Genomic DNA, 13,464 nt, shown 5'->3' on the forward strand with positions numbered 1-13,464 from the left:
CCGACACCTGGCTGATTTTTATGGGGGGAAGAATGCGCGGATCGCTTGGTTTTATCTCCTACAGGTCTGTTGCCGCTTATTTGTGGCTGGCGTTTGCGTGCGCAGTTCGGGCCGAGGACGGGGCGGCAACGGAAAATCGGCAGGTCCAAGCCGGCATGACGGCACAGAACGCTGGGATTGTGCTTCGTGCCGACGGCAGCGGCCACTTTCGCGGAAAGTTATGGGTTAACGGTAAAGAGCTGCCGTTTTTAATCGACACTGGGGCCACCGTCATCGCGATTCCGATGAAGTTTGCGCTGGAAGCGCGCTTACCGTTCGGCAGCCAAGTGGACATGGCTACCGCCGGCGGCAGAACAATTGACAAACAGACGGTTATCGACAGTCTGGTGATCGGTGACACCGAGTTGAAACATGTCGAAGCGGTCCTGAATCAGCACCTGACCGAGATTTTATTGGGTATGAATACCCTGAGGTTTTTCAAAATGACCCAATCCGGCGATATGCTGACCTTGCAGTTGAATAAACAATTGATCAAACAGAACCATCTGGAGGATCGGGTGACAGCGCTGGAAGAACCGCGTCCGCATAGTGAAGGCCAGCCCCGAATCGACTATTACGTGTCGCCCAACCCGATTACTAAATCGGTGGAGTGCGATTCACGCAACCATTGCGTCACCAGGTTCGGCAATTAATCCTTCTAAGCTATTTAAATCGGCCTTTTAGCATCAGCGTTTGCCAAAGGTGGCGATCCTTGCGCTCGAAGTTGGCGTTTCCGCCGGCTTGGCGGTCCGCTTCGTCTTTGGCTTTGGCTTCCCTCAACACGTCGCGGTAGGAGCGGTTAACGCTCTTGGCGTATTCGGCTTCTTGTTCGTCTCTTTCTTTTGCGATGGTTTTGGGCGGCTCAGGGTCGTAACGCTCGGCCAGTTCGTCCGCTAACGCTTTCAGGTTTTGGCCGATGGTCAGCAGCCATTTCGAGTTGTGGTATTTATTGGTGTCTAGCTTGAAATATTTGAGCAACTCATCGCGTAGATTAAAGCCGTACACCACCGGTTCGCCGTTTTTTTGTTGAAAATCGTAGGCAATGTAAAAATCCAAAGGGTCCTTGGGATTTTTGTCGAAAATAAGCTTCGCACTTTCCATCGAGTAGTTTAGCGACTCGATAAATTGCAGGCGCGCGGCTTCCAGCTCGTCGAAAATGAAGTCGTCGCCGATCTGTTTGATAATGTATTTCATACGCTGCTCCGGTGAGGCCGATTGACGGCGCGGCATTGAATTGCGGGTTGAATCTCGTTGGCGATTCTATCGGTAAAATTCGGTTTCCGATTGGGATTGATTTACTTGCCGTGCTCGTAAGCAGGGCTGACGCGCATAAAAAAGGGAGGCCTCAGCCTCCCTTCCGGAATTAACTCCTCGGTTTTAACGCTTAGCGGTCGGTACGCTTGTATTCGACGCGGCGGTTGTAGGCGCGGCCTTCGTCGGTATCGTTACTTTCGACCGGTTTTGATTCGCCGAAGCCGACTGCAGTTAAGCGTTTGCCGTCCACGCCCTGTTTAATCAGCTCATTTCTGACGGCATTGGCGCGGCGCTCGGACAATTTCTCATTGTAAGCGTCGGTACCGTAGCTGTCGGTATGGCCTTGAATTTCAACGGTCAGACCGGGATTCAATTTCATCACTTCCACCGCATTCTGGATCAACGGGCTGTATTTGGATTTGATGTCGGCTTTGTCGAAATCGAACAGCAGACCGCGGAATGCCCAGCAGCCGTTTTTATCGACAATGGCACCTTTAGGTGTGTCGGCGCATTTATCGGCGCAGTTGTTGACACCGTCTTTATCGTCATCCAGTTTCGAGCAGTCGGCGACTGGGGTGCCGGCTTTGAAGAAGACGTTTTTGACGAATTCGCTCATACCGTGCGGAGTGCTGATCGCCTCTGCGGTGGTTGAGAACCCGCAACCGGAGGCGTCGGCAATGCTTTGCAGTACGGCTTGACCTGCTTCGTCTTGCTCGTTGCCTACCCACACGGTATAGATGCACAAGCGGTCGCCGTATTGCGCTTTCAGCGATTCGGCTGTGGGAGCCGGAGAGCTTTCCTCGATACCGTCGCTCAATACGATCATCGCGATGTTGCCGGAGGCGTTAGCCAAATCGTGGCTGGTTTCCTGCAGCGCGTCGGCTAAAGGGGTGCCGCCGCTAGAGCATTGCAAAGAGGTGAGCGCGCTGTCGAAGCCGGCTTGGGTGTAGTTTTGCACCGGCTGGTTCAGCTTGGTAGCGCTCCAATCCAGGCAAGGCCCGTAGCCGAAGCTGCGCAAGCCGGACATTAACGGAATGGAGGGGATGGTTTTGTTGAACTTGTTCAGCAGCGCTTTTTCGACATCCAGCTTGGTGCCACTATAATCCTGAGAATTGAGGTAGATACGGCTCATGGACGACGAAGAGTCGTTCACAACCAGGAAACTGTTGGCTTTTTGTACCAGTTTGCCCGATTTGACCAGCGCATTCAGATCTTCAGCCTGGAACGGCGGGAAGTTATTGCTCGACTGAGTGGCGCAGCCGGATAGTACTGCTCCAGCCAGAGCGGCCGTGATCATTAGGTTTTTTTTCATATATCAAGTCTCCTGGTTGTTATTCTTGGGCGGGCAAGGCTGGAGTGTTTGCCTTGGTGGATAAAGTCTAACATCAATCCCTTATTTTTTTATAGTTCATTCAATTGGGCTGCGTGCCGTGAAATAATAGCGGTTTGGCCTTGCCGTTGATTTTTTACCCGGAGACGCGTGATGCGAAATTGGCTTTTACTCAGTTTGTTGTTGGTGCAGTTCAATTCGGCCCTTGCCGACGATATTAAGCATGCTGCCGAGCAAGGCAATGCTCTGGCCCAAGCTAAGCTGGCATCGCGTTTGTTGTTGGGCCGCGATGGGGAGCAGAAAGACGAGGAACGAGCGGCATATTGGATGGAAAAGGCGGCCAACCAAGGCTTGGTGGATGCCCAAGTGGCGCTGGCAGCGATGTACGATCGCGGTTTGGGGCTTACCGCCGACCGCGATAAAGCCACCTATTGGTATGAAAAGGCCGCTGCCCAAGGTCATGGGACGTCTCTGGCCATCCTCGGTAAGAACGATGCTGCCAAGGGCAGCGTGCAATTCAATTATCAGGCGATGCGGCTGAATGCGTCGCGCTCGATTCCCGGCGAATACGCAAAGAAATTTTTAATCACGAAATAATTCGATAATGAGTATAAGAACCCGATTTGCTCCGAGTCCCACTGGCTATCTTCATGTTGGTGGTGCAAGAACTGCATTGTTTTCATGGCTTTATGCTAGAAAGCACGGCGGCCGCTTTATATTGCGGATCGAGGATACCGATCTGGAGCGTTCGAGCCAGGAATCGGTCAACGCGATTCTGGAGGGCATGACTTGGTTGGGCTTGGAATACGACGAAGGTCCGTTTTACCAAACCCAGCGCTTCGATCGTTATAAAGCAGTGATTCAGCAACTGCTCGACCAAGGCGATGCCTACCACTGCTACTGCAGTCGTGAAGAGCTCGATGCGTTGCGCGAGCAGCAAATGGCCAATAAGGAAAAGCCGCGTTACAACGGTAAATGCCGCCATGGTGTGTCCGACTCGCGGGGGGAGCCGGTGGTGCGCTTCAAAAATCCGGAAAGCGGCGAGGTGGTAATTGACGATTTGGTGAAAGGTCGTATCGTCGTTGCCAATAAGGAATTGGACGATTTGATCATCGCCCGTTCCGACGGTACCCCGACCTACAATTTGACCGTCGTCGTCGACGATATGGATATGGGGGTGACGCACGTCATTCGCGGCGACGATCACGTCAACAATACGCCCCGGCAGATCAATATCTTGCAAGCGTTGGGCGCGCAATTGCCGATTTATGCCCATGTGCCGATGATTCTTGGCTCCGATGGCGCGCGCCTGTCCAAACGCCATGGTGCGGTCAGTGTTATGCAATACCGCAACGACGGATATCTGCCGGAAGCATTGTTGAATTATCTGGTGCGATTGGGCTGGTCGCACGGCGATCAGGAATTGTTTTCGATCGAGGAAATGATCGAGTTGTTCGAGTTAGAAAAGGTAAACGTGTCGGCCTCTACCTTCAACACCGACAAGCTGGTTTGGTTAAATCACCAATACATGATGAACTCCGATCCGGCGCACGTGGCCCGGCATTTGGCATGGCACATGGGCGAGCGCGGCATCGATCCGGCCTGCGGCCCGGCGTTGAGCGAGGTCGTCAAAGCTCAGCGCGAACGCTGCAAGACTTTGGTGGATATGGCCAACGACAGCGTCTATTTCTACCGCGAGTTTGACGAGTACGACGACAAGGCCGTGAAGAAGAATTTCAAGGCCGGTGTCGATGCCGTTTTGCAGCACTTGCGCGATCAATTCAGTGCGCTGGAAGGCTGGGAGGCCGAGGCGCTGCATCAGGTCGTGCTGGATAGTGCCGAGCGGTTGGAACTAAACTTGGGTAAAGTCGCGCAGCCGTTGCGGGTAGCGGTGTGCGGCGGCAGCGTGTCGCCGGCTATAGACCTGACCTTGAAACTGCTGGGCCGCGAAAAAACCTTGAATCGCTTGGATCGGGCGATCGAGTTTATAAAAAAATTATAAATTCTCTGGACAAGGCTCTAAATATCCGTATAATACGAGAACTCAACTACGGGGCCATAGCTCAGCTGGGAGAGCGCTTGCATGGCATGCAAGAGGTCAGGAGTTCGATCCTCCTTGGCTCCACCAAATTAGTTGATTTAGTCCTAAGTCCCCATCGTCTAGTGGCCTAGGACACCGCCCTTTCACGGCGGTAACCGGGGTTCGAACCCCCGTGGGGACGCCAATCTGGCTAAAACCGGTCAAGGCCGGTAACCGCAAATCAAAAAATCAGCAGACGCTTCTGCTAATAGTCCTGAGTCCCCATCGTCTAGTGGCCTAGGACACCGCCCTTTCACGGCGGTAACCGGGGTTCGAACCCCCGTGGGGACGCCAATTCTCGTGATTCCTTTCCGTGATTTAGCTGCCGCTGCTTTGCATCGGCTTGTGCCGCCCCGAACGTCTCTAATTTAAATCCTTGAAAGCCTCTATCAGTCGCTGTTTGGCGTTCAGTTCAATGATTTCGCCGTGAGCAACGACAATGCTCCGCACATCCCAATCGAGAATCCGCTGCGCACAACGAGATAAGCCGGTTCGATCCTTTATCAATAACTTCATGCTGCGCGACATTCCCAGCTGGCCGTAGACGCCGAGTAAGCGGGCGGCGAGTCGCGCCAATAAAGCATGGTCTTTACCGAAACAGAACAGCAGGTCCGTCAAAATCAGCGTGCCGCTTTGTTTATGTAACCACACGGTTTCATTGATAACCGGCAGCCCTTCGATAAACAGGCTGTCCAATTCTGCGGCCCATGGCGCTCCTTCCGCTGAAGGAATGATCGGAAAACCGGCTAAATCTGGCCGTTTTTCTGCTAGCCCCGGTGCAATATAACCTTGAGCGTCGCGGCAGGCCTGCAGAAAAGGTAAGAAGAATAGGTGATGGCTTTTGTTCGGTGCGATCACGTGTTTAACCGGGCCGATTTCGGCGATCGCGCCGATCAATTCCGGCGCAGGCAATATCGGGGAATGCACCCAGACTTCGCCATTGGCGAGCCTGACAAAAGTCGACCGGGTGGTCAAGTGGAACGGACCGAGCTTAAGCGGCTGTTGCGCATACCAGATTTGGCCGGGAACCAGTGTTTGCAAGTTCATAAATCGATCCGGCCGCCGCTTCGCCGGTTTATTTGCCGATGTTTCCGCCATGCAGGCCGCATTCTTTTTTCGCGCTGTCCTCCCACCACCAGCGTCCGGCGCGTTCGTGTTGGTTCGGTAACACCGGCCGGGTGCAAGGCTCGCAGCCGATACTGATATAACCGTGTTGGTGCAGGTCGTTGTACGGCACCTGATATGCCTCGATGTAATCCCACACCTGAGCGGACGACCAATTCAGCAACGGATTGAACTTGACCAGCTGTTTGCCCGGACCGGAGAAGCCGGCGTCGAGCTGCACTTCCGGAATATCGCCACGAGTGTCCAGGCTCTGGTCTTTGCGTTGGCCCGTGATCCAGGCGTCCAAGGTCGCCAATTTTCGTTTTAAAGGTTCGACCTTGCGGATGCCGCAACATTGTTGGTGGCCGTCTTCGTAAAAACTGTACAGGCCTTTTTCCTTGACGAAGACATCCAACTGTTCGCGGTTGGGGCTCAAAATATCGATGGCTATGCCGTAATGCTTACGCACTTTTTCGATGAAACGGTAAGTTTCCGGATGCAGGCGGCCGGTATCTAAAGAAAACACCTGAATGTCTTTCCGGATGTTCAATGCCATATCGATCAACACCACATCCTCGGCGCCGCTGAAAGAAATGGCGATGTTGTCGAAATTGGCCAGCGCCGCTTTCAGAATGGTGCGCGGATTTTTGCCTTGCAGTTCGGTTTGGGCAGTGTTCAGATCGAATGCGGTCATAAATTAACTCTGGGCAAAGTAACGAGATAAAAATTCGTCGAAATCGAGCTCGTCGCCGGCTTCGATTTCGGCTTGTTTCTGCAGCGAGCTGGCGGCCAGTTCTTCGAATTGGCGCTGGCTGTCGGCATCCAGCGGTTCGGCGTTGAAATAATGTTTGTGCAAGGCCGAGGTGTTGCTGGCAAAGCAGCCGAATTCCTGGCCGTTTTCGCGCATGCAGGCCAGAATCCGTGCCGAGGGTGTCAACGCCGGGTTGTCGACGACGGCGAGCTGCTGCTGCAAGGCGAGTTGGTAAGGTCGATCCAAGCTGCCGCGGTCGAGTACCGCACAGATCGGTTGCATCGCGCAGAGGATGTCGTGCGCCCAATTTTGCAGGGTAACCGGAGTGCCGTTCCGGTTTAGCTCCAATCCGGGCCGGCGGCCCTGGTTGGCGACCAGCAACTGGTTACTGTTGTTGACTTGAAACTCGTCCGGCCCCTGTGGCGGGCTATCGTGCAACAAGCAGTACAGCAAGAACGCCTCGACGAAACGGGCGGTGCTCTCGTCGATCCCGATCGGATTCAACAGGTTCAGGTCCAAAGAGCGCATTTCCACATACAACACGCCGCGGCGCTTCAGGGCCAAAGTCGGCTTCTCGCCGGATTTGGCGATTTGTTTCGGCCGCATGGTGCTGTAAAACTCGTTCTCGATTTGCAGGATATTGGCATTCAGTTGCTGGTAGTCGCCGTCGATCTTGACGCCAATCGCCTGGTATTCAGGGTACGGTGTGTTGATCGCGGCACTCAGGCTTTGCACGTAACCTTCCAACGAGTTGTAGTCGATTTTCAGGCTGGCTTGGTTTTTACTTTTGTAGCCGATGTCGCTCATCCGCAGCGATGTGGCGTAAGGGTGGAACAAAGTATGGTCGTCGAATTCCTTGAACTGTTCCATCAGCTGCGGCCGGCTTTTGAAAAAAGTCTTGCAGATGGCCGGTGATGCGCCGAACAGGTACAAAATCAGCCAACCTTGGCGGTGGAAGTTTCGAATCAAGCCGAAATACGACTTGGAAATAAAGTCTTCCAGCGACAAGTTGCCGCCGTCGTAACCGTGCAGTGCCGGCCACAACGCTTCCGGTACCGAATAGTTGAAATGAATGCCGGCGATCGCCTGCATGGTACGGCCGTAACGATGCCACAAGCCCTTGCGGTAGATGTGTTTCATCTTGCCGATATTCGAGCTGCCGTATTCGGCGATCGGAATGCTCAGATCGCCGTCGATGCCGCACGGCATGCTGGTGGCCAGCAGCATTTCGTCGCCCAGGTGCGGGTAAACGAACTGATGAATCTGATGCATGAAATGCAGCGTTTGCTTGATATCGGCAAACGGCGGCGTGATGAACTCCAGCAGCGCTTCCGAATAGTCGGTGGTGATGTGGGGGTGAGTCAAAGCCGAGCCTAGGGCACGCGGGTGAGGGGTTTGCGCGATCAGGCCGTGTTCGGTGATACGGAGGCTTTCTTTCTCGATGCCTTTCAGACCTTGTTTTAGCAGGTATTGTTGATCGCGGTCGATCAGGTATTTGAGACGGTCGGGAAAGCAGCAATAGGTAATTATCATAGAAGAAAAGGTCGGCGCCTGTGGCGTCTGGAGTTAGCGGGCCATTATAAAGGCTGGTGTCCGGTTTATAGAAATTAGGCTGACATCGAATGGAGAGATGAGGCGGCGCCCCGGCCATTTCAAGGTTCGCCCGCGCAACTGCGTTTGTCGGGTTCCGCGTCGCTGTCTCGAGAGGTCATCTGTGTTGTAATACGCGCTTGATACCACATCCGGCGATTGCCGCTTCGAAACCCCGATATTTTGCCGATGACCCATAACCCCGCGCTGGACAAACTACGTAGCGTATTTGGCTACGACAGTTTTCGCGGCCAGCAGCACGCTATCATCGAACAGCTGATTGCCGGCCGCGACGTATTGGTGTTGATGCCGACCGGCGGCGGCAAATCGTTGTGTTACCAGATTCCGGCCTTGGTGATGGACGGCGTCGGCATCGTCATTTCGCCGTTGATTGCCTTGATGCAAGACCAAGTCAGCGCCTTGCATCAGCTCGGCGTCAGAGCGGCGTACTTGAATTCCACCTTGTCTCTGGAGCAGGTGCGCGACATCGAGCAGCGCTTGCAAAGCGGCGAGTTGGATTTGTTGTATATCGCGCCGGAGCGCTTATCCAATCCGCGCACCCAGGCCTTGTTCAATCGTTGCAAGATTGCCTTGTTCGCGATCGACGAGGCGCATTGTGTCTCGCAATGGGGCCACGATTTCCGCGCCGATTACCTGCAATTGTCGGTATTGCACCAGCAATTTCCGACGGTGCCGCGGATTGCGCTGACTGCAACCGCCGACGAACGTACCCGCCAGGAAATCATTAGCCGCTTGGCGCTGGAACAAGCCCAAATTTTCGTCAGCGGCTTCGACCGGCCCAACATTCGCTACCGGATCGTGCAGAAGGACAATGCCCGTCAGCAATTGCTGAGTTTTATCCGCAGTGAGCATCCCGGCGATACCGGCATCGTCTATTGCCTGTCCCGTAAAAAAGTCGAGGAAACCGCGGAGTGGCTCAACCAAAAAGGCCTGCGGGCGTTGCCTTACCACGCCGGTCTGGACCACCAACTGCGGCAGAAGAACCAGCACCAATTTTTGATGGAGGACGGCCTGATCATCGTCGCCACCATCGCCTTCGGTATGGGGATCGACAAGCCGAACGTGCGCTTCGTCGCCCATCTGGATTTGCCGAAGAGCATTGAGGCTTACTACCAGGAAACCGGCCGTGCCGGCCGCGACGGTTTGCCGGCCAACGCCTGGATGGCTTACGGTTTGCAGGACGTGTTGACCTTACGCCAAATGCTGGGAGCCTCCAACGCCGATCCGGCCCATAAACGGGTGGAACTGCACAAGCTGGACGCGATGCTGGCCTTATGCGAAACGGTCAGTTGCCGGCGCCAGGCTTTGCTCGGCTATTTCGGTGACGTCCTGGAGCAGGCCTGCGGCAATTGCGATACCTGCCTGGAGCCGGTCGCGACCTGGGACGGCAGTCTGGCGGCGCAGCAGGCCTTGTCCTGTATCTACCGCACCGGCCAGCGTTTCGGCGTGACCTACCTGATCGACGTGTTGCTCGGCAAGGACGACGAACGCATCAAGCAATTCGGCCATGATTCGCAGTCGACTTTCGGCATCGGCAAAGCGCTCGACGAAAAGCGCTGGCGCTCGGTGTTCCGGCAATTGGTGGCCAAATCGTTGGTGGAGATCGACTTCGACGGCCACGGCAGTTTGCGTCTGGCCGACGCCTGCCGGCCGGTACTGCGCGGCGAGCAAACCTTGATGCTGCGCAAGGACGTGCAAACCGCCAAGACCCGGCGGGAGAAATACGAAAAACGTCAGCCGGGCGGGGCGGCGGATACGGCCTTGTGGGACGCGTTAAGGGCCAAGCGCAAGCAGTTGGCCGACGAGCAGGACGTGCCGCCCTATGTGATTTTTCACGATGCGACGTTAATGGCGATGGTGGAGGCCCGGCCGCACAACCACCAGCAGTTGGGGCTGATTTCCGGCATCGGCCAGCGCAAGCTGGAATTGTACGGCGACGAGTTTTTGGCCGTCTTGGCCGAATTTGATAACGCGGCAGAGCCGAGTTCCAGCTCCGATACCGTCGTCGAGAGTCTGGATTTGTTTCGCTTGGGTTATAGCGTGGAGCAGGTGGCCCGGCAGCGGGGCTTGAGCGAAGATACCGTTTACAACCACATGGCGAAAGCGTTGGAGTCGGGTTTGGTGGAGTTGGGCGATGTCCTGACCCTGTCGCCGGCAGAGCTCGGCGAAATCGAAGCCGCGTTACTGGTGCGGCCGGACGAGCAACGCAATGCATTGAAACCGGTATACGAACAGCTGGGTGGGGCTTACAGTTACGGCATACTGCGCTGCGTCCGGGCCGCGCTACAGCGGCAGACGGCCTAGACTTGAGCGACCTCTGCCAGTTGGAAGCAGTAGTCGGTTTTCAGGCAATGGTCCAGCCATTTCTGTAGAAAATAGTTCAAACGCCACTTGTAATCGCGAATTTCAATCAGGTCGCCGGGATCCTGGTAGACCTTATCCACCGTCGGTCGGTCGTTGTCGCGGATGACTTCTGCCAGTTGGGCATCGAGATAGATTCGGATTTTGACCGCCGGTACCACCAGTTCCGAGCGTTGCTGATTGAAGCAGTGGGTTAGTTCGATGGTCAAGGTGTACGGATTGCGTTCCAGCACGTCCAGATAAAGAGCCGGTCTGTTCTGGGTCAACCCAATTGCGGATTTATCGAAGGAACGTAAATTAGGAATTAACTTGAACAATTTCTGGTAGTTGGATTCGCACAGCTGTTCCAGGCAAAACGAGGTGTTGACCGGCTGCACCAGGCTCATCGTCAATCTTCCCGATAGCAGGCGTTGGCGCTGGCGGTTTCCCACAGCACCACTTGGTCGACGTTGAAGCCCTGCTGCTTGACGTACTGGTAAATCATTTTGCTGAGCACTTCGGCCGTGGGATGTTCGTCTATGGCCAGATATTGTTCGTTATTGGCGATCAGTGCCGGAATGATCGGGTCGTCTTTGTGCAACAGAAAATTATGGTCCAAGATGTCGTCGATAAAGCTTTCGACGCAGGCTTTGACGTCGGAAAAATCGCAGACCATGCCTTGCTGGTTGAGTTGTTCCTGCCGAATCGAAATGCTGGCCTTGACGCTGTGGCCGTGCAGGTTGCGGCACTTGCCCGGATGGTTCATCAGGCGGTGACCGTAACAAAAATAAACTTCTTTGGTGATGATATACATAGCGTGCGACTTCCTTGTGGAGCGGCGGATCGGGTCCTTAATTGCCTTTGATGCTTTTGATCGACGCGGCGATTTCGTAATTGCCGTCGTTTTGTTTGACGCTGCGCACGACTTCGATGAACGCGGTCATCGGCGGTGTGATCGGTGTTTTCGGCAGAATGCTCACTTCCAGAGCCAAGCCGATATCGAACGGGCGGGCGGCGATAAACGAGACGCCGGCGCCGCTCAGCGTGGTGCATCTGCCGGTACTGACTTGGTCGGAGTCGGCCAACCGGTAAGTAATGTCGCAGTCGACGTCCATGCGGATGTAATCGCGTTTTTCATCATGAGTCAGCATTGAGTTCCTCCGATTCGAAGTGAGCGTGGTGGGTAAACGAACAATGGCGGGAGTGTACTATAAAAAAAACCGGTTCTGGGCAGGAAAACGTTGCGCTTGCACTTGACATGTTTATTTTGCCGAGCAGCTCAGGAATTTTGGGTTCCGTCGCCGGCCAGGCATTGGATAAGGGCGGATTTTGGGCTACGCGCCGGTGTCGGCGCTTGCCGGCGCGCGAGGCCGTAATGCGCCTATTCCGTCAAGCCGGCAGCCTGCATATCGGCATGGTAAGACGATCTGACCAAAGGCGCGCTGGCAACCTGGCGGAAGCCCAATTCGCGGGCGATCTCGGCGTAACGGGCGAATTGGTCCGGATGGATGTATTCCCGTACCGGCAGGTGGTCTTTGCTAGGCTGCAGATACTGGCCCAGTGTCAGCATGCTGCAACCGTGGGCCAGCAAATCCCGCATGACTTGCACCACTTCGGCTTCGGTTTCGCCTATACCCAGCATCAGGCCGGATTTGGTCGGCACCTGCGGCAAGCGTTGTTTGTGCTGTTCCAGTAATTGCAGCGAGGTTGAATAATCGGCGCCGGGACGGGCTTGCAGGTACAGGCGCGGCACCGTTTCCAGGTTGTGGTTGAATACGTCGCAAGGTTGGTTTTGCAAAATGTCGAGTGCTGTGCCCATCCGGCCGCGGAAATCCGGTACCAATACTTCGATCCTGGTTTGCGGCGATTTGGCCCGGACTTGGGCTATGCAGGCGGCAAAATGGCCGGCACCGCCGTCGCGCAAATCGTCGCGGTTGACCGAGGTGATGACGACGTATTTCAAGCCCATCGCGGCGATGGTCTCGGCCAGATTGGCCGGTTCTTCCGGGTCCAGCGGCTGCGGTTTGCCGTGGGCGACGTCGCAGAACGGGCAGCGCCGGGTGCATAAATCGCCCATGATCATGAAGGTTGCGGTACCGTGGCTGAAACATTCGCCCAGATTGGGGCAGGCGGCTTCTTCGCAGACGCTATGCAAACGGTGTTCGCGCAGCGATTGCTTGATCTTGTTGACTTGGTCGCCGCTCGGCAGTTTGACCCGAATCCAATCCGGCTTGCGCAACGGCGGTTCGCCGGTCTGTTCAACTTTGACCGGTATCCGCGACAGCTTGTCGGCTTTGCGTTGGTGGGTTTGCGGGGTAGTGCGGGACGGGGCGTTGAATGTCATGGTTCGATAGCCTTCAGCAATTGGTGGACCAGCGGCACCGCCAGTTCTTGAGTCGATATCTTAACCCCCAAATCCGCGAGTTGGGTCACTTGCAGTCCGGGGTAGCCGCAGGGGTTGATGTCTCGAAACGGGCCGAGATCCATCGCGTTGTTGATACTGATGCCGTGATAACAGCAGCCGCGTTTGACGCGCAAGCCCAGCGAAGCGATCTTGCTGCCCGCGACGTACACCCCCGGCGCATCGGGTCTGGCTGCTGCCGATATACCGTATTGGCTCAGCGTGGCGATGGCGGCGTTTTCCAGCAGGCTGACCATTTGCCGCGGCCCTTGGTTCAAGCGGCGTAAATCGGCCAACAGATACACTACCAGTTGGCCGGGGCCGTGGTAAGTGACTTGGCCGCCGCGGTCGGATTCGACGACGGGGATGTCGGTGTTAGCCAGCAGATGTTCGCGTTTGCCGTTCAGGCCCAGCGTGTAGACTGGCGGATGTTCGACGATCCAGATTTGATCCGGACTGTCCGGCAGCCGGTCGGCTGTGTACTGTTGCATGGCGCGCCAGACTTCGACGTAGTCGCGCAGGCCCAACTGGCGCAGTTCGGTGTTGCCGTTCAC

14 protein-coding genes and 3 tRNA genes are annotated in these 13,464 nt (G+C 55.5%); 7 read left to right on the forward strand and 10 right to left on the reverse strand.

Features of this window, described 5'->3' with window-relative positions; genetic code table 11:
* Positions 1-155 precede the first annotated feature (155 nt).
* Positions 156-692 (forward strand): retropepsin-like aspartic protease family protein, encoded by a 537-nt coding sequence (locus AC0IM9_RS04195; protein WP_482803176.1) that lies wholly within the window; start codon positions 156-158, stop codon positions 690-692.
* Between the two features lie 10 nt (positions 693-702).
* On the opposite strand, the gene AC0IM9_RS04200 is transcribed toward AC0IM9_RS04195, so the two are convergent.
* Entirely contained in the window at positions 703-1,233 is a 531-nt protein-coding gene (locus tag AC0IM9_RS04200) for a hypothetical protein (RefSeq protein WP_482803177.1), read from the reverse strand.
* Between the two features lie 190 nt (positions 1,234-1,423).
* Positions 1,424-2,605, reverse strand: a complete 1,182-nt coding sequence (locus AC0IM9_RS04205; RefSeq protein WP_140911326.1) for an OmpA family protein — start codon at positions 2,603-2,605, stop codon at positions 1,424-1,426.
* Positions 2,606-2,776: 171 nt separating this feature from the next.
* On the opposite strand from AC0IM9_RS04205, the gene AC0IM9_RS04210 reads away from it, so the two are divergent.
* The 5 genes from AC0IM9_RS04210 to AC0IM9_RS04230 all read left to right on the forward strand — a co-directional run bounded on the left by AC0IM9_RS04210 (position 2,777) and on the right by AC0IM9_RS04230 (position 4,997).
* On the forward strand, positions 2,777-3,220 hold the full coding sequence (locus AC0IM9_RS04210; RefSeq protein WP_445371108.1) for a tetratricopeptide repeat protein: 444 nt from the start codon (positions 2,777-2,779) through the stop codon (positions 3,218-3,220).
* Between the two features lie 7 nt (positions 3,221-3,227).
* Positions 3,228-4,625: a glutamate--tRNA ligase gene (gene gltX, locus AC0IM9_RS04215; protein WP_482803178.1), complete on the forward strand. Its 1,398-nt coding sequence runs from the start codon at positions 3,228-3,230 to the stop codon at positions 4,623-4,625.
* A 50-nt stretch (positions 4,626-4,675) separates the two neighbouring features.
* Positions 4,676-4,751 (forward strand) — tRNA-Ala (locus tag AC0IM9_RS04220).
* 21 nt (positions 4,752-4,772) lie between these two features.
* Positions 4,773-4,848: transfer RNA gene (locus AC0IM9_RS04225), tRNA-Glu, on the forward strand.
* Positions 4,849-4,921: 73 nt separating this feature from the next.
* Positions 4,922-4,997 (forward strand) — tRNA-Glu (locus AC0IM9_RS04230).
* Positions 4,998-5,066: 69 nt separating this feature from the next.
* On the opposite strand, the gene AC0IM9_RS04235 is transcribed toward AC0IM9_RS04230, so the two are convergent.
* From AC0IM9_RS04235 to gshA, 3 genes are read right to left on the reverse strand one after another with little or no spacing between them, the layout of a single operon-like run.
* Positions 5,067-5,801: a DUF4336 domain-containing protein gene (locus tag AC0IM9_RS04235; RefSeq protein ID WP_482803179.1), complete on the reverse strand. Its 735-nt coding sequence runs from the start codon at positions 5,799-5,801 to the stop codon at positions 5,067-5,069.
* Positions 5,779-6,501, reverse strand: a complete 723-nt coding sequence (locus AC0IM9_RS04240; protein ID WP_482803180.1) for a phosphoadenylyl-sulfate reductase — start codon at positions 6,499-6,501, stop codon at positions 5,779-5,781. The genes AC0IM9_RS04235 and AC0IM9_RS04240 overlap by 23 nt, the downstream gene beginning before the upstream one ends.
* A gap of 3 nt (positions 6,502-6,504) precedes the next feature.
* Positions 6,505-8,091 (reverse strand): glutamate--cysteine ligase, encoded by a 1,587-nt coding sequence (gene gshA / locus AC0IM9_RS04245; RefSeq protein WP_482803181.1) that lies wholly within the window; start codon positions 8,089-8,091, stop codon positions 6,505-6,507.
* A gap of 246 nt (positions 8,092-8,337) precedes the next feature.
* Here gshA and recQ point away from each other — a divergent pair, with 246 nt between their 5' ends.
* Positions 8,338-10,473: a DNA helicase RecQ gene (gene recQ / locus AC0IM9_RS04250; protein ID WP_482803182.1), complete on the forward strand. Its 2,136-nt coding sequence runs from the start codon at positions 8,338-8,340 to the stop codon at positions 10,471-10,473.
* Here recQ and AC0IM9_RS04255 read toward each other — a convergent pair.
* From AC0IM9_RS04255 to lipB, 5 genes are all read right to left on the reverse strand, one after another.
* On the reverse strand, positions 10,470-10,916 hold the full coding sequence (locus AC0IM9_RS04255; protein WP_140910570.1) for a DUF1249 domain-containing protein: 447 nt from the start codon (positions 10,914-10,916) through the stop codon (positions 10,470-10,472). The two genes, recQ and AC0IM9_RS04255, sit on opposite strands and share 4 nt — an antisense overlap.
* Positions 10,917-10,918: 2 nt before the next feature.
* Entirely contained in the window at positions 10,919-11,323 is a 405-nt protein-coding gene (locus AC0IM9_RS04260; protein ID WP_140910571.1) for a 6-pyruvoyl trahydropterin synthase family protein, read from the reverse strand.
* 37 nt (positions 11,324-11,360) lie between these two features.
* On the reverse strand, positions 11,361-11,660 hold the full coding sequence (locus AC0IM9_RS04265; protein ID WP_140910572.1) for a PilZ domain-containing protein: 300 nt from the start codon (positions 11,658-11,660) through the stop codon (positions 11,361-11,363).
* Between the two features lie 230 nt (positions 11,661-11,890).
* The gene (gene lipA, locus AC0IM9_RS04270) at positions 11,891-12,853 is read right to left on the reverse strand and encodes a lipoyl synthase (RefSeq protein WP_482803183.1); all 963 of its coding nucleotides are present in this window, start codon (positions 12,851-12,853) and stop codon (positions 11,891-11,893) included.
* Entirely contained in the window at positions 12,850-13,464 is a 615-nt protein-coding gene (gene lipB / locus AC0IM9_RS04275) for a lipoyl(octanoyl) transferase LipB (protein WP_140910574.1), read from the reverse strand. Before lipB ends, lipA begins: the two co-directional genes overlap by 4 nt.

It is taken from the genome of Methylomonas sp. Uni0011 (assembly GCF_056850255.1).

Excerpts from the sequence above, each read along its gene's own strand:
- AC0IM9_RS04195 (WP_482803176.1), top strand. The coding sequence starts at position 156 with ATGACGGCACAGAACGCTGGGATTGTGCTTCGTGCCGACGGCAGCGGC.
- AC0IM9_RS04200 (WP_482803177.1), bottom strand. The coding sequence starts at position 1,233 with ATGAAATACATTATCAAACAGATCGGCGACGACTTCATTTTCGACGAG.
- AC0IM9_RS04205 (WP_140911326.1), bottom strand. The coding sequence starts at position 2,605 with ATGAAAAAAAACCTAATGATCACGGCCGCTCTGGCTGGAGCAGTACTA.
- AC0IM9_RS04210 (WP_445371108.1), top strand. The coding sequence starts at position 2,777 with ATGCGAAATTGGCTTTTACTCAGTTTGTTGTTGGTGCAGTTCAATTCG.
- gltX (WP_482803178.1), top strand. The coding sequence starts at position 3,228 with ATGAGTATAAGAACCCGATTTGCTCCGAGTCCCACTGGCTATCTTCAT.
- AC0IM9_RS04235 (WP_482803179.1), bottom strand. The coding sequence starts at position 5,801 with ATGGCGGAAACATCGGCAAATAAACCGGCGAAGCGGCGGCCGGATCGA.
- AC0IM9_RS04240 (WP_482803180.1), bottom strand. The coding sequence starts at position 6,501 with ATGACCGCATTCGATCTGAACACTGCCCAAACCGAACTGCAAGGCAAA.
- gshA (WP_482803181.1), bottom strand. The coding sequence starts at position 8,091 with ATGATAATTACCTATTGCTGCTTTCCCGACCGTCTCAAATACCTGATC.
- recQ (WP_482803182.1), top strand. The coding sequence starts at position 8,338 with ATGACCCATAACCCCGCGCTGGACAAACTACGTAGCGTATTTGGCTAC.
- AC0IM9_RS04255 (WP_140910570.1), bottom strand. The coding sequence starts at position 10,916 with ATGAGCCTGGTGCAGCCGGTCAACACCTCGTTTTGCCTGGAACAGCTG.
- AC0IM9_RS04260 (WP_140910571.1), bottom strand. The coding sequence starts at position 11,323 with ATGTATATCATCACCAAAGAAGTTTATTTTTGTTACGGTCACCGCCTG.
- AC0IM9_RS04265 (WP_140910572.1), bottom strand. The coding sequence starts at position 11,660 with ATGCTGACTCATGATGAAAAACGCGATTACATCCGCATGGACGTCGAC.
- lipA (WP_482803183.1), bottom strand. The coding sequence starts at position 12,853 with ATGACATTCAACGCCCCGTCCCGCACTACCCCGCAAACCCACCAACGC.